This is a genomic window from Novosphingobium decolorationis (genome assembly GCF_018417475.1).
GTDB lineage: Bacteria > Pseudomonadota > Alphaproteobacteria > Sphingomonadales > Sphingomonadaceae > Novosphingobium > Novosphingobium decolorationis.
The window spans coordinates 2,608,675-2,629,117 of record NZ_CP054856.1 but is presented as its reverse complement, the minus strand read 5'-3'; the positions used below and the strand labels follow the sequence as shown (position 1 = coordinate 2,629,117).

The 20,443-nt window shown below is 65.0% G+C and carries 18 protein-coding genes; 8 read left to right on the top strand and 10 right to left on the bottom strand.

Features of this window, described 5'->3' with window-relative positions:
* The first annotated feature begins 46 nt into the window (after positions 1-46).
* The 3 genes from HT578_RS12250 to HT578_RS12240 all read left to right on the top strand — a co-directional run bounded on the left by HT578_RS12250 (position 47) and on the right by HT578_RS12240 (position 3,560).
* Complete coding sequence (locus tag HT578_RS12250) at positions 47-1,429, top strand: amidohydrolase (RefSeq protein ID WP_213499750.1); 1,383 nt, start codon at positions 47-49, stop codon at positions 1,427-1,429.
* A complete protein-coding gene (locus tag HT578_RS12245; RefSeq protein WP_213499749.1) occupies positions 1,426-2,727 on the top strand; it encodes an amidohydrolase family protein in 1,302 nt (433 codons plus the stop codon). Before HT578_RS12250 ends, HT578_RS12245 begins: the two co-directional genes overlap by 4 nt.
* A 74-nt stretch (positions 2,728-2,801) precedes the next feature.
* Positions 2,802-3,560 (top strand): SDR family oxidoreductase, encoded by a 759-nt coding sequence (locus HT578_RS12240; protein WP_213499747.1) that lies wholly within the window; start codon positions 2,802-2,804, stop codon positions 3,558-3,560.
* A gap of 152 nt (positions 3,561-3,712) precedes the next feature.
* Here HT578_RS12240 and dxs read toward each other — a convergent pair whose 3' ends face one another.
* From dxs to purH, 5 genes are all read right to left on the bottom strand, one after another.
* The gene (gene dxs / locus HT578_RS12235) at positions 3,713-5,647 is read right to left on the bottom strand and encodes a 1-deoxy-D-xylulose-5-phosphate synthase (protein ID WP_213499745.1); all 1,935 of its coding nucleotides are present in this window, start codon (positions 5,645-5,647) and stop codon (positions 3,713-3,715) included.
* Positions 5,648-5,795: 148 nt separating this feature from the next.
* Positions 5,796-6,299 (bottom strand): Fur family transcriptional regulator, encoded by a 504-nt coding sequence (locus tag HT578_RS12230; protein ID WP_239026266.1) that lies wholly within the window; start codon positions 6,297-6,299, stop codon positions 5,796-5,798.
* A 68-nt stretch (positions 6,300-6,367) separates the two neighbouring features.
* The gene (locus HT578_RS12225) at positions 6,368-6,517 is read right to left on the bottom strand and encodes a hypothetical protein (protein ID WP_213499743.1); all 150 of its coding nucleotides are present in this window, start codon (positions 6,515-6,517) and stop codon (positions 6,368-6,370) included.
* A gap of 181 nt (positions 6,518-6,698) precedes the next feature.
* Positions 6,699-6,920: a hypothetical protein gene (locus tag HT578_RS12220; RefSeq protein ID WP_213499741.1), complete on the bottom strand. Its 222-nt coding sequence runs from the start codon at positions 6,918-6,920 to the stop codon at positions 6,699-6,701.
* Positions 6,921-6,950: 30 nt separating this feature from the next.
* On the bottom strand, positions 6,951-8,543 hold the full coding sequence (gene purH / locus HT578_RS12215; RefSeq protein WP_213499739.1) for a bifunctional phosphoribosylaminoimidazolecarboxamide formyltransferase/IMP cyclohydrolase: 1,593 nt from the start codon (positions 8,541-8,543) through the stop codon (positions 6,951-6,953).
* Positions 8,544-9,187: 644 nt separating this feature from the next.
* Here purH and HT578_RS12210 point away from each other — a divergent pair.
* The 4 genes from HT578_RS12210 (at position 9,188) to HT578_RS12195 (ending at position 12,136) form a co-directional block, all read left to right on the top strand.
* Positions 9,188-9,847, top strand: coding sequence for a hypothetical protein (locus HT578_RS12210; protein WP_213499737.1), 660 nt, complete (start codon positions 9,188-9,190; stop codon positions 9,845-9,847).
* A gap of 38 nt (positions 9,848-9,885) precedes the next feature.
* Positions 9,886-10,946, top strand: a protein-coding gene (locus HT578_RS12205) for an IS630 family transposase (protein ID WP_130752786.1) whose coding sequence is annotated in 2 segments (ribosomal slippage) — positions 9,886-10,393 and positions 10,393-10,946 — 1,062 coding nt in all. Because the reading frame shifts where the segments join, the coding sequence is not laid out codon by codon here.
* A gap of 60 nt (positions 10,947-11,006) precedes the next feature.
* Complete coding sequence (locus HT578_RS12200; protein WP_213499735.1) at positions 11,007-11,276, top strand: hypothetical protein; 270 nt, start codon at positions 11,007-11,009, stop codon at positions 11,274-11,276.
* Positions 11,277-11,296: 20 nt separating this feature from the next.
* On the top strand, positions 11,297-12,136 hold the full coding sequence (locus tag HT578_RS12195; RefSeq protein ID WP_213499733.1) for a DUF3800 domain-containing protein: 840 nt from the start codon (positions 11,297-11,299) through the stop codon (positions 12,134-12,136).
* A gap of 184 nt (positions 12,137-12,320) precedes the next feature.
* On the opposite strand, the gene HT578_RS12190 is transcribed toward HT578_RS12195, so the two are convergent.
* From HT578_RS12190 to rpe, 5 genes are all read right to left on the bottom strand, one after another.
* The gene (locus tag HT578_RS12190) at positions 12,321-13,034 is read right to left on the bottom strand and encodes an EAL domain-containing protein (protein ID WP_213499730.1); all 714 of its coding nucleotides are present in this window, start codon (positions 13,032-13,034) and stop codon (positions 12,321-12,323) included.
* A protein-coding gene (locus HT578_RS12185) for an IS630 family transposase (RefSeq protein WP_144401094.1) occupies positions 13,016-14,076 on the bottom strand; the annotation gives its coding sequence in 2 pieces (ribosomal slippage) (positions 13,016-13,584 and positions 13,584-14,076; 1,062 coding nt in all). The genes HT578_RS12190 and HT578_RS12185 overlap by 19 nt, the downstream gene beginning before the upstream one ends.
* 72 nt (positions 14,077-14,148) lie before the next feature.
* Positions 14,149-16,623, bottom strand: a complete 2,475-nt coding sequence (locus HT578_RS12180; RefSeq protein ID WP_213499728.1) for a PAS domain S-box protein — start codon at positions 16,621-16,623, stop codon at positions 14,149-14,151.
* Positions 16,624-16,949: 326 nt separating this feature from the next.
* A complete protein-coding gene (locus HT578_RS12175) occupies positions 16,950-18,791 on the bottom strand; it encodes a heparinase II/III family protein (RefSeq protein WP_052322347.1) in 1,842 nt (613 codons plus the stop codon).
* 110 nt (positions 18,792-18,901) lie between these two features.
* Positions 18,902-19,564: a ribulose-phosphate 3-epimerase gene (gene rpe / locus HT578_RS12170; protein ID WP_213499725.1), complete on the bottom strand. Its 663-nt coding sequence runs from the start codon at positions 19,562-19,564 to the stop codon at positions 18,902-18,904.
* Positions 19,565-19,874: 310 nt separating this feature from the next.
* On the opposite strand from rpe, the gene HT578_RS12165 reads away from it, so the two are divergent.
* Entirely contained in the window at positions 19,875-20,366 is a 492-nt protein-coding gene (locus HT578_RS12165) for a DUF2141 domain-containing protein (RefSeq protein WP_084592008.1), read from the top strand.
* The last annotated feature ends 77 nt before the right edge of the window (positions 20,367-20,443 follow it).

Genomic DNA, 20,443 nt, shown 5'->3' with positions numbered 1-20,443 from the left:
GTCAGCGATGATCGGGCCGGAGTTCTTTCAAGCAGGGGCATGACACATGAGGATGACGTCGCAGATCGGGCGGTGGAGCAGCGCACTGGCGCTGACCCTCGCGCTTACGCTGGCGCCGGGCGCGCAGGCGAAGAAGAAGGAGAAGGACGCCGAGGCGTCGCGCGAGGTGCCCTACGCCTCGACTTACCGGGCCTATCCCGGGCGCCCGACGGCGCTGGTGGGCGCCACCGTCTATGACGGGCGTGGCGGCCGGATCGACAACGGCACGGTGCTCTTTGCCGAGGGCAAGGTCGTGGCCGTGGGTGCCTCCGACCTCGCCATCCCCGAAGGCTACGACCGCATCGATGGCACGGGCAAGTTCGTGACGCCGGGCGTCATCGACGCGCACTCGCATCTGGGCGACTACGCCTCGCCCGGTGTCGATGCCAACTCGGACGGCAACGAGGCCACCGCGCCGACGACGCCCGATGTCTGGGCGGAGCATTCGGTCTGGCCGCAGGATCCGGGCTTCAGCCGCGCGCTGGCGAACGGCGGGGTGACCTCGCTCCTGATCCTGCCGGGGTCGGCCAACCTCATGGGTGGGCGCTCGGTCATGCTCAAGAACGTGCCCGCGATCACCGTGCAGCAGATGAAGTTCCCGGGCGCGCCCTATTCGCTCAAGATGGCCTGCGGCGAAAATCCCAAGCGCGTCTACGGCTCGCGCGGGATGAAGCCGTCCACGCGCATGGGCAACTTCGCGGTCAATCGCCAGACGTGGATCGACGCCAAAGCCTACATGGAGGGCGACCACGAAAAGCGTGACCTTGCCAAGGAAACGCTGGAGGGCGTGCTGAAGGGCGAGATCCTCGTCCAGAACCACTGCTACCGGGCCGAGGAAATGGCGCTCGTGCTGGATATGGCGAAGGAGGCGGGCTACAGGGTCACCACCTTCCACCACGCGGTCGAGAGCTACAAGATCGCCGACATGCTGCGCGAGGCGGACGTGTGCTCGGCGGTATGGGCGGATTGGTACGGGTTCAAGATGGAGGCCTACGATGGCATCCCCGAGAATGCCGCGCTGATCGCCAAGGAAGGCGCCTGCGTGGTCATCCACTCGGACGACCAGAACGGCATCCAGCGCCTCAACCAGGCGGCGGCCAAGGCGCAAGGTGCCGGGCGCCGGATGGGGATCGACATTCCCGATGCCCAGGTCATTTCCTGGTTCACCTACAACGCGGCCAAGGCGGCGGGCATTTCCGATCAGACCGGCAGTCTGGAAGAAGGCAAGATGGCCGACGTCGTCCTGTGGAACGGTGATCCGCTCTCGGTCTACACCCGCCCGGAAAAGGTCTGGATCGACGGCGCGATGCTGTTCGATGCCACCAATCCCCGGATGCGTCCGGTCAGCGATTTCGAACTTGGCCAGCCCGGTGAAGGAGACGTGAAATGAGCCGTATCCTCGCATTTGCCGCCAGCCTGGCGGCCATCGCCGCGCCGCTTGCCGCGTCCGCGCAGAACCTTGCCGTTACCAACGCCACGCTGGCGAAGGGCGATGGCAGCGAACCCGTCGAAGGTGCGACTGTTCTTGTCCAGGCGGGCAAGGTCGTGGCCGCAGGCGTGGGCGTCGCGGTCCCGGCCGGGGTCGAGACTGTGGACGGCACCGGCAAGTGGGTGACGCCCGGCATCTTCGCGGCGGTCTCGGACATGGGCCTGTGGGACGTGCAGGCGGTCGGCGACAGCAACGATCTCTCGGCCGACAAGAGCCCGTTCAACGCCAGCCTCGATGTCGTGCCCGCCTTGAACCCGGCCAACGAGCATATCGCGGTCAGCCGCGAAGGCGGGGTGACGCGCGCCAGCGTGACGCCGTTCCCGGGCAACGCGATCTTTGCCGGGCAGGGTGCACTCATCGATCTGGGCGCGGATGCCGGGTTGGTCGACAAGCCCCGCGCCTTCCAGTTCGTGGTCCTGGGCGAAGGCGGCGCGCGCGAGGCCGGGGGCAGCCGCATGTCCGCGCACGTCACGCTGCGCAATGCGCTGCGCGAGGCGAAGGCGCTTGCAGGCGCTTCGGCTTCCGCCGAACGGGCCTCCGATGCGCTGCTGACTCATGCCGATGCGATGGCTCTCGCACCTGTCCTCTCGGGCGAACAGGCGCTCTACGTCCATGTCGAGCGCGCTTCGGACATTCGCGCCGTGCTCGCGCTCAAGAGCGAGTTTCCCGCGCTCAAACTCGTGCTGATCGGCGCGAGCGAGGGCTGGATGGTGGCGAACGAGATCGCCGCCTCGGGCGTCCCGGTCCTGACCATGCCGCTGCGTGACTTGCCCGAGCAGTTCGAGGTGCTGGGCGCGACCCAGTCGAATGTCGGGCGCATGGTCCAGGCGGGCGTCAAGGTCGGCATTGGCCTTTTCGTGGGCGACAACCAGCCCCGCCGCGCGGCCGAGCAGGCCGGGAACCTTGTGGCGCTGACCAAGCTGCCGGGAGCGACTGGCCTCACCTGGGCGCAGGCCTTTGCCGCGATCACCTCGATCCCGGCCGAGATCAGCGGCATGGGGGGCAAGGAAGGCGTCCTGGCACCTGGTGCGGTAGGCGACGTGGTGATCTGGGACGGCGATCCGCTGGAGCTCTCCTCGGCGCCCGAGGCGGTCTACATCGACGGGGTCAAGCAGCCCTTCGACAGCCACCAGGCACGGCTGCGCGAACGCTACAAGGACCTCGATCGCACCTACCTGCCCAAGGCCTACAGCTGGTAAGCTGGCCGTCGCGACACTTTCGCGCTCCGCAGGCGTTCATCCCCTGAAACGACGAAGGGACACACGAGGACACCATGCGGATCGCGATTGTGACGGGCGGCGCTCAGGGTATCGGCAAGGGGGTGGTCCTCCATCTCCTTGGCAAAGGGTGGAAGGTGGCTGCCTTCGACCGTGACGACGAGGCGCTGGCCGACCTCGCGGCCGAGAGCGGCAGTCAGCCGCTTCTGACCCAGGCCGTCGATGTGGCGGACGAGGATGGCATGGCGCACGCCTTTGCGCAGGTCGCGCGGTGGACGGACAATGCCGGCCTTGATCTCCTCGTTTCCAACGCGGGGATCGCGGATCCGGTCTCCGGGCCGATCGAGGAGCTTTCGCTACAGGAGTGGCGGCGCTGGCAGGACAGCCACGTGACAGGGGCGTTCCTGGCCGTGCGGGGGGCGGTCGCGCCCTTGCGCGCGCGGGAGGGAAGCATCGTCCTCATGGCGTCCACCCGCGCGCTCCAGTCCGAACCCGATACCGAGGCCTACGCGGCGGCCAAGGGCGCGCTATGCGCGATGACCCACGCGCTTGCCATCAGCCTTGGCCCCGACATTCGCGTGAACGCGATCCTGCCGGGCTGGATCGAGACGGCCGACTGGCAGAAGGCCAGCGCGCGCAGCGAACCCGAACATCGGCCCATTGATCGCACGCAGCATCCCGTGGGGCGGATCGGCGTGCCGGCCGATATCGCCGGGGCTGTCGAATTCCTCGCCTCGGATGCGGCGGGCTTCATCACCGGGCAGCAGTTCGTCATCGATGGGGGAATGACGCGCAGGATGATCTACGCGCATTGAAGGAAGGCGAATGATTCAAGGGGCCATCGCCCCTTGACCCCCAAATGGGCGAGCTCACCTCTCTCCACCAGAATAGCGGGTTAAGGTGAGGTAGATTGGTATGGGGAGCCCGAGGGCGATGGCCCTCGGAACTTCATCCTTCGTTCTTTCGCTCAGGCCCGCGCTTCGCTCACGCCCTGGCTGTTGTGGCGCAGCGCTGAAAGCACGGTGTCGACGATCTGCGGCGCGTTGAGGCCGGCATCGTCGTACTGCTTCTCGGGCTTGTCCTGGTCCTGGAAGACGTCGGGCAGGCGCATGGTGCGGATCTTGAGGCCCGCATCGGTAAGGCCCTCGTCGCTCGCCATGGTGAGGACGTGGGCACCAAGGCCGCCGATCGACCCTTCCTCCAGCGTGATGACCACTTCGTGGTTCAGCATCAGGCGACGGATGAGGTCGGTGTCGAGCGGCTTGGCAAAGCGCATGTCGGCGACCGTCGTCGGCAGGCCCTTGGCCTCCAGCGTGTCGGAGGCCTTGAGCGCTTCGCCAAGGCGCGTGCCGAGCGAGAGAATGGCGACCTTGCCGCCCTTTTCCGCCGAACCGCGCACCACGCGGCCCTTGCCGATCTCGAGGCGCAGCGGGGTCTCGGGCAGTTCCACGCCCACGCCGTTGCCACGCGGGTAGCGGAAGGCGATGGGGCCACTGTCATGCTGCGCGGCGGTGTGGGTCATGTGGACCAGTTCCGCTTCGTCTGCAGCGGCCATGACGACCATGTTGGGGAGCGTCGCCAGGTAGGTGATGTCGAACGACCCTGCGTGGGTGGCGCCGTCTGCCCCGACAAGCCCGGCCCGGTCGATGGCGAAGCGCACCGGCAGGTTCTGGATCGCGACGTCGTGCACGACCTGGTCGAAGGCGCGCTGCAGGAAGGTGGAGTAGATCGCGCAGAACGGACGCATGCCCTGTGCGGCCAGACCGGCTGCGAATGTCACGGCGTGCTGTTCGGCGATGCCGACATCGAACGAACGCTCGGGGAAGGAGGAGGCGAACTTGTCGAGCCCGGTGCCCGAGGGCATCGCGGCGGTGATCGCGCAGATCGTGTCGTCCTTCTCGGCCTCGGCAACCAGCGCCTTGGCAAAGACGCCGGTGTAGCTGGGCGGACCGGCGGGAGCCTTGGTCTGCTCACCGGTGACGACATTGAACTTCTGGACGCCGTGGTACTTGTCGGCGGCATCCTCGGCGGGTTGGTAGCCCTTGCCCTTCTGCGTCACGACATGGAGCAGGATCGGACCTTCGCCCGCATCGCGCACGTTTTCGAGGACTGGAACCAGCGAATCGAGGTCGTGGCCGTCGAGCGGGCCGACATAATAGAAGCCCAGTTCCTCGAACAGCGTGCCACCCATGGCGAGGCCGCGGGCGTATTCGTCGGTCTTGCGGGCAGCCTGCGCCAGCGGGCGCGGCAGGCGGCGGGCGAAGCGGCGTGCAAGCTCGCGCAGACCCAGGAACTTGCCCGAGGACACAAGCCGCGCGAGGTAGGACGAGAGGCCCCCGACCGGCGGTGCAATCGACATGTCGTTGTCGTTGAGGATCACGATCAGGCGGTTGCCCGCGGCCTCGGCGTTGTTCATCGCCTCGTAGGCCATGCCTGCGCTCATCGCGCCGTCGCCGATCACCGCAATGCCGCGTCCGGCCACGCCCTTGATCTTGTTGGCCATGGCAAAGCCGAGCGCAGCCGAGATCGAGGTGGAGCTATGCGCGGTGCCGAAGGGATCGTACTCGCTCTCGGAGCGCTTGGTGAAACCCGAGAGGCCGCCGCCCTGGCGCAGCGTGCGGATACGGTCACGGCGGCCGGTCAGGATCTTGTGCGGATAGGCCTGGTGGCCCACGTCCCAGATCAGGCGGTCGACGGGCGTGTCGAAGACGTAGTGCAAGGCGACCGTAAGTTCGACCACGCCGAGCCCCGAGCCCAGGTGCCCACCGGTCTGCCCCACGGCCGAGATCGTCTCGGTGCGCAACTCGTCGGCAAGCTGGCGCAGCTGGCCGGGCGCAAGCGCACGCAGGTCTTCAGGGGTGGAAACGGTATCGAGGAGGGGCGTTGCCGAGCTGGCGTTCATCAGGTTAGCCTTACACGTGTGCGGCGGGCATGTCGATCTGATCGACTTCGGAGCCATCGGGTCCTAACGGCCGTCCGTAAGGATTGTGCCAAGGAAAAGTCAAGAAATTGGCGGGCGTTTCAAGTTGGCACTGGGAAAAGAGAGCGCTTCAACTGCATGAGGCGCAGGTTCCGCGCAGTTCGACGACCGGACGCACGTCGGCAAAACCGTTGTCGCGGGCGGCCTTGATGAGCGCGCCGGTCAGTTCGTCGTCATCAATGTGCACGACTTCGCCGCAGGCATCGCAGATCAGGAAGATGCAGTCGTGACGACAGCCGGGATGCGAATTGGCGATGTAGGCGTTCGCGCTTTCCACCCGGCGCGCCAGGTTCGTGCGCACGAAGAGGTCGAGAATACGGTAGACGCTGTTGGGGGCTACGCGCTTGCCGCGCAGCGCCGAAACGCTTTCGGCGAGGTCATAGGCCGAAGCGGGCGTGGTGCGTTCGGCCAGCGAGGCGAACACGTCCGCGCGCATGTCGGTCCACTGCTCACCCGCCGATACCAGCACGTCGCGCGCCGCCCTCTTCAGGCCTTCGCCGCTGTGCTCGTGGTGGCCGTGCGTGATTTCGCAGTCGTCGTGAAGATCGGTGCCCATGCTTCCAATATGGGCCATTCGGCCCCGCTTCGCAATGTCGGGTGGGGCCGTGAGTCCGGACGGCTGTGCGCCGCGTCCGGCGTGCCTCAACGCGTGGTGGCGGCTTCGGCCGGGGGGACCATCGAGTCCGAAAGCGAGGTGCCGGTGTCGATGCCCATGACGCCGAACACCAGCACGGCCCCACCGGCGAAGCCGAGAGCGAAGAAGCGGGCGAATTGGGTCTTGAGCAGGCGCATAGGGTATCCAGGCAATCTAAAAGGTTCGGGTCAGAGGTTCTGGCGGCGCGGGCCGCCGGTTTCTTCCGCGCCCTCTTGTCCCAAAACGGCTGACCGTCGAGTGAATAAAGGGCATCATCCGTTGACCGGACGATGAGTTGTTTCATGTGGGCGGCAGGGCGAGGAAATCGGCGGGAACTTGTCACATTCCTGTCGAAGGACTGTGCGTTTCCATCAGCATTTCGAAGAGCGAAAGCGCGGCCAGAATCAGCACCGGCAAGGTCGCGCAGCCGAAGGGAAGGCCGAGCGCGGCGATCCAGCTGGCCGGGCGCGAGAGGCGCCCCATGCGCAGCAGGATGGCCGAAATCAGGAACCCGGCCATGAAGCCGAGCGTCACGAGGGGGCCGAGCCAGAGCAAGGTCATGTTCGCAGCGGCCCCCGGCGTGTCGGTGTCTTAGTGACGGAAATGGCGCATTCCGGTGAAGACCATCGCCAGACCGGCCTCGTTGGCCGCCGCGATCACTTCATCGTCGCGGATCGAGCCGCCGGGCTGGATGATCGCGCTGGCACCAGCTTCGGCGGCGGCGAGGAGGCCGTCCGCGAAGGGGAAGAAGGCGTCCGAGGCCACCGCGCTGCCATGGGTGCGCGGCTTGTCCCAACCGAACTTTTCAGCCGCTTCGGCGGCCTTCACCGCGGCGATGCGCGAGGAGTCGCGGCGGTTCATCTGGCCTGCGCCGATGCCTGCGGTGGCGCCGTCCTTGGCGTAGACGATGGCGTTTGACTTGACGTGGCGGGCCACGGTCCAGGCGAAGAGGCAGTCGGCGAGTTCCGCGTCGGTGGGCGCGCGCTCGGTGACGACCTTGAGGTCATCGAAGCCGATGGCGCCGTTGTCGCGGCCCTGGACGAGCAGGCCGCCGGTGATGGGCTTCACGTTGAGGCCGCCGCGGCGCGGGTCGGGCAGTTCGCCGGTGAGCAGGAGGCGCAGGTTCTTCTTCTTGGCGAAGAAGGCGCGCGCGTCCTCGTCCGCGTCGGGGGCGACGACGACTTCGGTGAAGATCTGGCAGATCGCCTCGGCGGTCGGGCCATCGAGGGTCTGGTTGACCGCGACGATCCCGCCGAAGGCCGAGACATCGTCGCAGGCCAGGGCATCGTTCCAGGCGCCCAGCAGCGTGTCACCCTGGGCAACGCCGCAAGGGTTGGCGTGCTTGACGATGACGACCGAGGGCTTCTGGCCCTTGAACTCGGCGGCGAGTTCGAAGGCAGCGTCGGCGTCGTTGTAGTTGTTGTAGGAGAGTTCCTTGCCCTGGATCTGCTCGGCCTGGGCAAGACCCTTGGTGTAGGGGCCGACCGGCGTGTAGAGCGCGGCCTTCTGGTGCGGGTTCTCACCATAGCGCAGGGTGGTGGAGAGGCGGCCGTTGACGGCGAGCATCTCGGGGAATTCCTGGCCCTGGTCGGCAAAGGCGAACCACTGCGAGATCATCGAATCGTAGGCGGCGGTCTGGGCAAAGGCGCGCGCGGCCATCAGCTTGCGGAACGCCAGCGTGGTGGCGCCGTCGGTGGCCTCCAGTTCGACCATCAGGCCCTCGTAGTCGACCGGGTCGGTGACGATGGTGACGTAGGCGTGGTTCTTGGCCGCCGAGCGCACCATCGAGGGGCCGCCGATGTCGATGTTCTCGATGATCGTGTCGCGGTCCGCGCCCTTGGCGACAGTCGCCTCGAAGGGGTAGAGGTTGACGACGACGAGGTCGATCGCGCCGATTTCATGCTCGGCCATCGCGGCGGCATGTTCGGCGTTGTCGCGCACGGCCAAGAGCCCACCGTGGACCTTGGGGTGCAGCGTCTTGACGCGGCCGTCCATCATCTCGGGGAAATTGGTCACTTCCGAGATGTCCTTGACGGTCAGGCCCGCCTCGCGCAGCGCCTTGGCGGTACCGCCGGTCGAGACCAGCTCGACGCCGCGATCGGCAAGGACCTTGCCCAGTTCGGCAAGCCCGGTCTTGTCGGAAACCGAAAGCAGGGCGCGGCGGATCTGGACAGTATCGCTCATGGTCGAAAGGCTTCCTTGCAAAGAAGAGGGCGTCAAGTCTTTGCGCGCGCCCTTAGGCCGCGGACGGGACAGGAGCAAGGGTACGTGCGGCAAAAAGTGGCCCGCAAGGCCGCGTCCGCACCCGAAGGGCGGACAGGGTGACACAAAGTTGACACAGGTGACACGGTCCAGGGGGTGTCACCGGCCCCCGCGTGTCACCTTCAAAAAACGTTCGGTTCCAAAGGGAGAGTGAGGCGTGCGACCGCATCCGTCCCGTCTCGCACAAGGGCCCGTGTGTAGGAAAGCAAAATCCAAAGCCGCACAGAAACGAAGCAAGGCCAATGCGAGGGCCATCGCCCTCGCGCTCCCGGAATCGGACAGGGCAGGGCGCGGGGTGAAGCCTGCGCTTGGGACCCTCGCGACGGTCGGCTTCAGAGGAAGCGTTGCAGGAAAGCGGCCATTCCCGGACCAGCGAAAGTCCTGTTGGAGCGCAGCTACGCGCCCTTGTCGGCCGTTCGTTGGCCGATTTGGCACGCCAGGAATCTGACGTTCCGCTTTGTGGAGGGGGAGCGCGAATAGCTGGAAATGTGATGCGCCCCCGCTAGCCATCATCAGCTACTCACGCTTATCGTGTCCATCTTATGGGGTTAATAGAGCGGTGAGGCATGAAAGAAGTGATCTACAATATCTTTCTGATGTGGGAAGGCAACGTCTGCTGCGCGATCCGCTACGCTACCCATGAAGTCGAAATGGACGATGAAGCTGCCGTCACGTTCCTCCAAGGCCGAGTTCAAGCGGACCTCCATGCGTCCAAAAAGTTCAAATTGGACACAACATTCACGATAGACGAATACAACGCAAGGATGCGCCTTGGCCAAGGCCATTGGCTCTACGATCCAGTGTTCATCGCCCTTGGAGCAGGGGAACAGCCGCTTCATGTTGCCACGCAGGTCGTCAACAATATCCCGCAAGTGCGCTTCTCAGGCGCTATTGGTGATCCGGATATTTATCTGCGCGAGGACATGACTGATGGCGTTAGCATGCCCGACTGGATAATAAAATACACCAAAGGCAATACGATCGACCTCAGCCAGCTTATCAATGATGATTATTTCCTCGCTATCAAACTCACGTTCAACGCGAAGCTTTATGTCTCGTCGATGAAGCTGCTGCTCAGCGCCATCGATAGCATCGCCTACATCGAATACGGCGACAAGCAGGGCATCTTTGAGAAATGGCTCACGTCCTATGCGGACATTTCGCACCTTGGCATTATACCAAGGCGCGCTGAGGCTGACTCACGCCGGGGATTCCCAAGCGGATGAAAATCTGATTCGACGTTGCGAGCACATGGAGGCTTGCGATGGCGGCAGCGATTGGGGTTCGATCTGACTACACATCGGCGGATTTGCGCCAGTTTGCGCGACGAAGTGGCGATGCCGGTCAGGTCCGGCGTCTGTTGGCTGTTGCACTGATCCTGGACGGCAGGAGCCGCAGCGAAGCGGCGAAGTTTGCCGGAGTGACGCTGCAGATCGTGCGCGACTGGGTTCTGCGCTTCAACGAGGGAGGTCCCGACGGTCTGGCAACGCGCAAGGCTCCGGGGAGAGCGTCGATCTTGAACGACGAGCAGCGCGCGCGGCTTGCCGAGATCGTCGAGACTGGGCCGATTCCTGCAGCGCATGGCGTGGTGCGCTGGCGGCTGTGCGATCTGGCGCAGTGGATCTGGGACGAGTTCGAGTTGTCGGTCACACGTCACACTCTTGGGCGCGAGCTTCGCGCCATGGGCTACCGCAAACTCACGGCGCGGCCACGCCACCGTGGCCAGAAGAGCGATGACATTGCCGATTTTAAAAAAGGTTCGCCGCCCGTCTGGCGCAAATCAAGCGGCGGCTCCCGAGAGGAACGCCGATAGAGCTGTGGTGGCAGGACGAAGCCCGCGTCGGCCAGCAGACCAAGCTCACCCGGCGCTGGGCGAAGCGCGGCACCCGGCCATCAGCGCCGAAGGACCAGCGTCGCTCCTCGGCATGGCTGTTCGGCGCGATCTGTCCCGCCGAAGGCAAGGCCGCCGGTATCGTCATGCCCCGTTGCAACAGCGAGGCGATGAGCATGCACCTCGAGGAAATCGCCTTCCACGTCGCGCCGGGCGCGCATGCGGTCCTCCTGCTCGATCAGGCCGGATGGCACGGTTCGGCCGAACTGGTCGTGCCTCCCAATATTACCCTGATGCCGCTGCCGCCACGATGCCCGGAGCTCAACCCTGTTGAGAACGTATGGCAGTTCATGCGCGACAACTGGCTGTCGAACCGCATCTTCAAATCCTACGACGACATCGTCGACCACTGCTGCTTCGCATGGAACAAGCTCGTCGATCAGCCCTGGCACATCATGTCCATCGGAATGCGCCAATGGGCGCATGGGTACTGATCTATGCACCTTGGTATTACGCCCAAGGAACTATGGGAAATGCGCAATGGCCTACTTCACATGACCAACCTGAATTCGCGCGAGGTCAGCAAGAAAAAGGTGCGTCAGATTTCCTTCTCCGTGGGCACTAAAGATTTTCATGAGCGTGATGGCATCCACTATTTCAGTTTCTATGGCCTCATCAAAGCCTACGGCGCTGCGCTAGTGAAATGGCTGGAAACCTACAACAGCGACACAGAGAAGCGCGTCGATTTCGTTGATCGCTACGACAAAACTATCTCGGACAGCCGCCTTGCGGTTCATACCAATCCAGTCGTGGCCGGCGAATAAGCTAGAGGGAAGAAGGCTATATGAAGTTCATTTATGTCGACGAGAGCGGGGCGCGTGATCAGGGCGACGTGTTCGTAATGTCAGGGCTAATGGTCGACGCCTACAAGTTGCGCAAAAAGACGGCAGACTTCGATGCGAAGCTCGAGGCTATTTTTGCCCAGCATCCTGGCGCACGCGGCGATCTCAAGACGAAGCGCTTCATCAACGGTGCTGGCGCTTGGAAACAAGTGCCCGCCCAGCAGCGCAAGGACTTCCTACGCGAGATATGTGAACTCGCCGTTGCAAATGGTGGTAAGGTCTACGGGATCGCCCTCTCTTACGAACGGTTCGACGCGGCGGTCGCTGCCGGTCATGGCCATCCGTTCGCGAACAGCTACTGGATTGCTAGCGCGATGTTCGTCTCCTCGCTGGTGCAGAAGAAAATGCAAGGGGTGGCGAATGCTAAGGGCCTCACCGTCTTTATAATGGACGACAACAAGCAGGAGATGGCGAACCTCTCCGACGGTCTCTACAAGTGTAGCGAGTGGTATGACGGCTTGTATCAATACCGGGGCACGAAGCGCGGCAAGAGCGTTTGGATGGAACGTAGGCCGAAGGATCGCTTCGACCAGATCATCAATACTGCGTTCGCAATCAAGTCAGATCATTCCTCGCTAGTGCAGGTCGCCGATGCGCTGAGTTGGGTCTACCGACGCCATCTAGAACTGACGTCTCAGGCCGAGGCCTACGCCGGTGAGAAGGCCTATTACCAAAGTTTAGTCGATATTCTTGAGCCGCAGCGTCAGAAGCTCGGACAGTGTCCGAAGGGGGCGTGCGTAACGTTCTATCAAGCCGCTCGTCACGAAGCATGGGACGTTTGACAACCTCTATCCGGGGGAGATGGCTCAGATGTCGCTCAGACCTAAGCTAGAACAATCGACTCTGGTGATTGCGCCCGGCGTCGACTATCCTCGCTGCCCGGCTTCAAACCGGACAGTCTCCTACCGGCCCAGAGACGAAGCTGGGCGAATTGCAGCTCGCCCAGCCTCAACATTCCCAGGTGCCTTAGGCCTGAAGCTGGAGGTGGTCTCCGCGGGTCTGGCTCAGCGCCATGGTGAGGTCGTTGTCTTCGGCGTCGTCGAGCAGGGCAAAGGTCAGCAGGTCGCCCGTGGCGTCGAGCTCGACCCGTTGATGGCCCGGCGCGGCTGCGCTGGCTGCGGCGAGGGCTTCATCAAGGCGCGGCGCGAGCGCGCTGGAGCGGCGCAGCAGTAGGTTGCGCAGCCGACGGTCCACCACGACACGGTCCACGCGCCAGCCCTGCTGGGTGACCAGTGCGTCCTCGTGCATCAGCAGGTTGTCCATCACCAGTGTCGCTCCGATGTCGCGCAGCTCGGCCAACTGTTCCTGCAGGTCGTCGGGGTTGATCCGCGCCATCCCGCGCTCGAGGTGCAGCTCCACCCGCTCGGGGCTGACCCCGCATTCGCGCAAGGCCAAGTTGAGCATTTCCGGAACATCGCTGGCGAGCAACTGCTTGGGATAGAGCGGGATGGCGACCGTCGCCCCGGGCCAGCGCGCGGCCATCTGGCATCCGGCCTGCAGCGTCCAGTCGCCCAGCGGCACGATCAGCCCGCTCTGCTCGGCCACGCGCAGGAAGCGATCGGGACCGATGCGGCCAAGCTCCGGGTGATTCCAGCGCGGCTCGACCGCAATGATCACCTTGCCATCGCTGCCGACACGCAGCTGATACCAAGGTGCATTGATCAGTACCCATGTGCCCATTGGCGCATTCCGATGGACATGATGCGCCAGGGCTGATCGACGAGCTTGTTCCATGCGAAGCAGCAGTGGTCGACGATGTCGTCGTAGGATTTGAAGATGCGGTTCGACAGCCAGTTGTCGCGCATGAACTGCCAGACGTTTTCGACTGGGTTGAGTTCGGGGCATCTCGGCGGCAGCGGCATCAGGGTGATGTTGGGAGGCACGACCAGTTCGGCCGATCCGTGCCATCCGGCCTGATCGAGCAGGAGGACTGCATGCGCGCCTGGCGCGACGTGGAAGGCAATTTCCTCGAGATGCATGCTCATTGCCTCGCTGTTGCAACGGGGCATGACGATGCCGGCGGCCTTGCCTTCGGCGGGACAGATCGCGCCGAACAGCCATGCCGAGGAGCGACGCTGGTCCTTCGGCGCCGATGGCCGGGTTCCGCGCTTCGCCCAGCGCCGGGTAAGCTTGGTCTGCTGGCCGATGCGGGCCTCGTCCTGCCACCATAGCTCTATCGGCGTTCCTCTCGGGAGCCGCCGCTTGATTTGCGCCAGACGGGCGCCGAAGTTTTTTTAAAATCGACGATGTCATCGCGCTTCTGGCCACGATGGCGCGGCCGGGCCGAGAGCTTGCGATAACCCATCGCACGAAGCTCGCGCCCGAGAGTGTGGCGTGTGACCGACAGCTCGAACTCGTCCCAGACCCACAGCGCCAGGTCAGCAAGCCGCCAACGCACGACGCCATGCGCCGCGGGGATCGGCCCCGCCTCGACGATCTCGGCGAGCCGGGCGCGCTGCTCGTCGTTCAGGATCGAAGCCCGCCCCGGAGCTTTGCGCGTTGCCAGACCGTCGGGACCTCCGTCGTTGAACCGCAGAACCCAGTCGCGCACGATCTGCAGCGTCACGCCGGCAATCTTCGCCGCTTCGCTGCGACTGCCGCCGTCCAGGATCAGCGCAACAGCCAACAGGCGTCGGACCTGATCGGCATCGCCACTTCGTCGTGCAAACCCTCGCAAATCCGCCGATGTGTAGTCAGATCGAACCCCAATCGCTGCCGCCATCGCAAGCCTCCATGTGCCTGCCATGATGAATCAGAAAATCACCAGCTTGGAAAGCGAGGACGTGAGTCAGCCTCAGCGCGCCTTGGTATGACGCGTCAGTTCGAACGTGCGCGACTTGATCGCGAACAGCATTTCCTGGGCGAGATGGCGTTCGTCCTGCGTATCCGTACCAAGATCTTCGCCATAGAATGTGTAGGTGCCGCGTTGCTTGCCCTTTGAACGGTAGAGGGCAACGTCGGCAAAGCGGAAGAGTTCATCCTCCTCCAGCGTGTCGTGCGGGGTCTGGGCGATCCCGATCGACAGGCCCACTTCCAGCGTCCGGTTGCCATGGGCAATCGGCTGTGAGATTGCGTGGATCAGGCGCTCGGCCAGTTCCTCGATATCGGCGCGCGCAAGGTCCGTGGCGGCGACCACGAACTCATCCCCGCCGATGCGCGCGGCCAGTTGCCCTTCGCCCGTTTCGCTTTGCAGCCGTGCGGCCACGGTGCGCAGCACGAAGTCCCCGACATCGTGCCCGAAGGTGTCGTTGATGGGCTTGAAGTGATCGAGGTCGAGATAGAACAGCGCCAGCTCGCTGTCGTTGCGGTTGAGGACCTGGTGCATGAACTGGCGCAGGCCCAGCCGGTTGGGAAGGCCGGTCGCGGGATCGTGCCGCACTTCGCGCTGCGCCCGGCTGAGGTCGGCGGCCCGGGCCACGTCGGAGCTGATATCCGTCGCGATCTTGACGATCTTGAAGGGCTGTCCGTTAAGATCGTAGATCGGGTTGTAGGAAGCCTGGATCCAGACCGGCGAGCCATCGCGCGCCACCCGCTGGAACTTGGCGGACATGTATTGCCCCTCGCGCAGCGCGGACCAGAACTGCGCATAGTCGGCCCCGGCGGCGTCCTCGGGGTCGATGAAGATGCTGTGATGGCGTCCGACGATGTCGTCCAGGCCGTACTTCATCAGCGCGAGGAAGTTCTCGTTCGCCTCCAGGATCGTGCCGTCCAGGTCGAAGGAGACAACCGCCTGCGAGCGGTGAATGGCCGCAACCTGCCCCTCGTAGTCCCCCTGACGCAGCTTCTGCTGGGTGATGTCGACGGCGTTCTTGACCACCTTGAAGGGGCGCCCGTTCATGTCGAGGATGGGATTGTAGGAGGCCTGAATCCAGATCTCGCGACCATCCTTGCCGACGCGCTTGAACTCGCCGCTCTTGTACTGGCCGCTGGCAAGTTCCTGCCAGAATTTGCGGTAGGCGGGGCTTTCGCGATCCTCCGGGGCGACCAGCATCTCGTGATGACGTCCGCGCACCTGCGACAGGCGATATCCGGTCAGCTCGAGGAAGTTGTCGTTGGCATCCAGGATCGTTCCATCAAGGTCAAACGTCACGACGCTTTGCGATTTGTGGATGGCCGCGATCTGCCCCTGATGGTCGGCCTGGCGCAGCTTCTCGCGCGTGACCGCCGTTGCATATTTGACGATCTTGAAGGGGTTGCCATCCTGATCGAGCACCGGGCTGTAGATCGCCTGGAACCAGATTTCGCGCCCGTTCTTGCCGAGGCGGCGGAACTCTCCGCTGCGATGGCGCCCTTCGGTCAGGTCGCTCCAGAAGATCTCGTATTCCAGGCTGTGCGCATGGGCCGGCTCTACGAAGAGGCGATGATGGCGGCCTTCGATCTCCTCCAGCGTGTAGCCCACGGCCTCGAGGAAATTGTCGTTGGCATCGAGAATGGTGCCATCGGGCGCGAACGTGACGACGCACTGCGACTTGTCGATGGCGGCCAGCTGTCCGTGGAAATCGGCGGTCTGCTTCTTTTCCGGGGTCACATCGACCGCGTACTTGACGATCTTGGAGGGACGCCCCTCCAGATCGAGGATCGGGTTATACGTGGCGCGCAGCCAGACGGAGGACCCGTCCTTGCGCAGCCTGCGATATTCGCCCGAGGTATGCCCCCCCTCGCGCAGCGTTCTCCAGAACTGCGCATAGTCCTCGCTCTGCGCTTCCCCGGCCTCCACGAACAGGCGGTGGTGGCGCCCGATGATCTCGTCCAGCGCGTAGCCCGTCGCCTGCAGGAACCGGTCATTGGCATGAAGGACGTGGCCGTCCATGTCGAAATGGATCACCGCCTGCGACGTGTTGATGGCAGCGATCTGTCCGGCATGGTCCACCGCGCCCGTCTTGCGGCGGGTGACATCGTGCAGGAGCACGATGACTTCGTGAACCGTGCTGGCCTTGTCGCATACCGGCGTGCACGAGACTTCGGCCCAGAAGGGTTCGCCGTCGCGCCGCTTGAGGGCGATATCCGCATGGACGACCTCGCCGGAGGCAAAGGCCTGTCCGATCGGATCCGATTCGCTTTCATCCTCGCTCTGGCCTGCGTTCACCGGCAGCAGGACCGAGCGGTTGCGGCCGACCATATCCCACCCGGCATACCCGAACATGGCCAGGCAGCGGGCATTGACGCGCAGGATCGCGCCATCACCTGACAGCACGATACGGCCCACCTGATGTTCGAGTGCCTCGATATCGGCAGGCGTCAGGTCAGGTTCGAGAGTCTTGTGAAGCATGGGCCGGTGTTGATCCATTCTTGGTGGGGCGCTGAGAACCGTTGGGCCCAAGCTGGTTAATTGCGCGTGTAAGGGCGTTGCATTTCTCGGAATTCTTCGAGTGTCCCGTGCACGCCGGAGCACCTGACGGGACATTATCGATCCGGCCCTTCCGCTCAGGAGGGAGTGGAATCCGCGGTGGAGCGGCCACAAGGGGGCGCAAGCCGCAAGGCGGCAAGGCATGGGCGGACGTCGCCGGCGTGCGCCTGGCGGGAGGGTTCGGGGAGCCCGGGGGCGATGGCCCTCGGATTCGTCCTCTCTTACCATCGTCAAGAACCCGTGAGGGTTCAGCCCATCTTCTTGAAGAGCCAGCTGAAGGTGCCGCCGCCGCGCGAGGCGAGGCCCTGGAGGACGATCTGGTGGGTAGCCTGGGGGCGGCCCTGGCCATCGACCCACAGCGAATCCTCGATCTCTACCGAGCCCGCGCCCGCGCGGAACTGCCAGTAGCTGCCGTCGGCAAGGACGAGGGCGGCGCCCTGGCCGTCCTCGGTGGGGGCGACGGTGACCTCGGGCGCGAGGTGGAAGCGGATCGCAAAGCCGACCTTGCCGCGCTTGGCCTTGCGCCCGGAAGGCAGCAGCATGTCCTCGCCGCGCAGCTCGGTGCCGTCGTCGCGCAGGATCAGGATGCGGCGGTGGGTCAGCGTGTAGCGCTGGGCATAGCCGTTGTGGCTGGCCTCGAGCCGGGTCGCGCGCGCGCCGCTGTCGGTCTCCATCGTCTTGCGGTCGACATCGACGGCGGTAACACCCTGGCCGATCGCGCCGTTGATGAGGATGGCGGTGGAATTGGCATCGTCGAGCGTCAGGGTGGAGTGCGCGGCGGTGGCGCGCAGGCCCTGGTCGAGGCGCGCGGGGACGAGCCCGCCCGCGCTCGCTGCGCCGCCGCAGTTGACGATCATGCGCTGGCGGTTGTGCGAGAATTCGAAGGCGAGGGTGGAGGCGCAGCCAAAGCGCCCGTCGCGCGGCATCGGCGGCGGGGCGGTGTCGAACTGGAGGATCGACTTGTGTGCGGCGACGCGCTGGTAGCCCCACTGGCGCACGTCGCGCAGCGGGCGGGTGCGCACGCCGCTGGCCGCCACGAGGCCGTCGACGGTGTCGGCCGGGACCGCCCAGCCGCCCTGCCAGGAGCCGAGCGAACCATCGCCGTGGCACAGCGCGAGGAGCGGGGGCACGAGCATTTCGATGACGTGCTCCATCGCCTCGGTGCTGTCGCGCCGTGTGGCCTGGTAGCAGTTGCGCAGGCGCACGAGGAGGGCGATCGCCTCCATCTGCGCGAGCGGGCTGCGCGAGAGGACGCCGCCGTCATCGCCCATCAGCTCGCCCAGCGCCTTCATCAGTCCGGCTTCGCCGTAGAGGCGGCGCGGGCGGCCTTCGGGCAGCAGCAGGCCGCAGGCGACAAGGCCGCACCAGCCCGCAACCGCGCCCAGCGAATCCTCGGCGTGGTGGACCTGCCGGTCGAGCCAGCGGGCGGTCTCGGCAATGTGGCGCAGCATGCGCACGCGCAGCGCCTTTTCGCCCGAGAGGATGAGCGGGGCGTGGACCAGCCAGTTGAGCAGGCGCGCGCCGGTGTGCCCCACCGTCCAGGCCGGGCCGCGGCTGGCCTTGCCGGTCTTGGCAGGGGCCTTCGGGTTGGCCTGGAGCCAGGAGGTGAGGATGCGCTCGGCCACGGGGGCGACCTGTTCGCGGGGCCCGCAGGCTTCGAGGTCGGCGAGCCAGGCGAAGCTGTGCACGGTGCGCTCGAGCGGCGGGGGGACGCGCGCCGCGCCGCCGAAATCGACCTGGGTGATCGGCGTGCGCGCGCCATGGACGAGGAAGTGGCCTGCGCGAAGGGCCGTGCCGGCCGCCTTGTCGCCCGGGACGGTGCCGCGCACGGTGGCGAGCAGGCGCATGCGGGCCTTCTTGCCCATGGGCGCGGTCAGCATCGTGCCCGGCACGCCCAGCTTGTAGGCAAAGCGGATCAGGCGTTCGCCCGCGCTGACGGTGGGCGCCGCGAAGTCGACCAGCGCAAGCGCGCGGCCGGTCTCGGACTGGTCGGCCCCGACGACGGGGGGCTCGGCACCCTTGGGCACGGATGTATCTCCCAGAGGCGGATCCACGCGGCGCGCGGCGCTGTCTTCTGTGGGTTTGTACATGGAGCCCTCCTCGACGCCCGGCTCGGCGGCGTCAGCCGGTAGCGGAACGGCCGAAGGGGGCTCCTGGTTGCGCGCGGCGGCGTCGATGGGAAAATCGCGCCGCACCGTGCTCAGTCGAGGCCCTTGAGCCTGCGGATGTTGGCCGCGTAGTGGTCGGGACCGCCCTTGAAGGTGGCAGACCCAGCGACCAGCACGTCGGCACCGGCGGCCACGCACTGCGGCGCGGTGACGGCATCGACGCCGCCATCGACCTCGATCTGGATGTCGCGGCCCGACTTCTCGATCATCTTGCGCACGGCTTCGATCTTGCGCAGCTGGCTGGAGATGAAGCTCTGCCCGCCGAAACCGGGGTTCACGCTCATGATGAGGACCAGGTCGATCTCGTCGATGAGGTAGTCGAGCATCTTGGCGGGCGTTGCCGGGTTGAGCGAGACGCCGGCCTTCTTGCCCAGCTTCTTGATCGTCTGCACCGTGCGGTGGATGTGCGGGCCGGCCTCGGGATGGACGGTGATGATGTCCGCGCCCGCGTCCGCGAAGGCTTCGAGGTAGGCATCGACCGGCGAGATCATGAGGTGGACATCGAAGGTCTTGGCCGATTGCGGGCGCAGCGCCTTGACCACGGCCGGGCCAATCGTGATGTTGGGCACGAAGTGGCCGTCCATGACATCGACGTGGATCCAGTCGGCCCCGGCTTCATCGATCGCGCGCACTTCTTCGCCCAGGCGGGCAAAGTCGGCGGACAGGATCGACGGGGAAATAAGCGGCGTGGTCATGGATCTCGTGAAACTCCTCTAGCCATCCAGATACGGCACCCCATGTTGGGGCGACAAGGCGGGATCGGGCCGTTTTCCACACACGATGTGGGGTTTGCCTCCGATCCGGATCGACGCGCGGATAGCGTCTTTCGCCCCGCGCGCAAGCCCATGCAGGGGGCTGCGTGACGGGAATGCTTGAAATTCAGAGCCTATTCAGCGCGCCGGGCCTAGGAACCTGCTTCAAGGCCTGCCGGTTGTGCAGGCGCGGTCCTGTCCGAAGTGAGGACAGAGCGCCGGAAAAACGAGTTGTCTTGAGGATTGGATCGACATGATTCGACGTAGAATGGGTGCCCTTGCGCTGGTCGGCCTCGTGGCCGTGGCAGGCGCGGCGCCCGCATCCGCGCAGTACCGCAACGAGATTGCGAACAACCTGCGCAAGTGCACGAGCGCGAGCGGGCCGGGCCTGCTCGTCACGGTCGACGGGGTGAAGGCCTCGCAAGGGAACATGCGCGTGCAGTCCTACCGCGCGACCAAGGCCGACTGGCTCGAAAAGGGCCGCTGGCTCTCGCGCATCGAGGTTCCGGCCAAGGCGGGCACGATGACCTTCTGCCTGCCTGTTCCCGGCCCGGGCACGTACGGGGTGGCGGTGCGCCATGACCTCAACGGCAACGGCAAGACCGACATCAGCGAGGATGGCGGTGCCATGTCCAACAACCCTTCGATCAACATCTTCAACCTGGGCAAGCCGAGCTACTCCAAGGTCGGCGTCGAGGTCGGCTCCACGGTGAAGTCGATCCGGGTGCAGATGAAGTACATGTGAGGGGTGTAAAAAAGGTTTCTTTTCAAGGGGTCATCGCCCCTTGACCCCCTTACTGTCTTGCGCACTTCGTGCCGGGA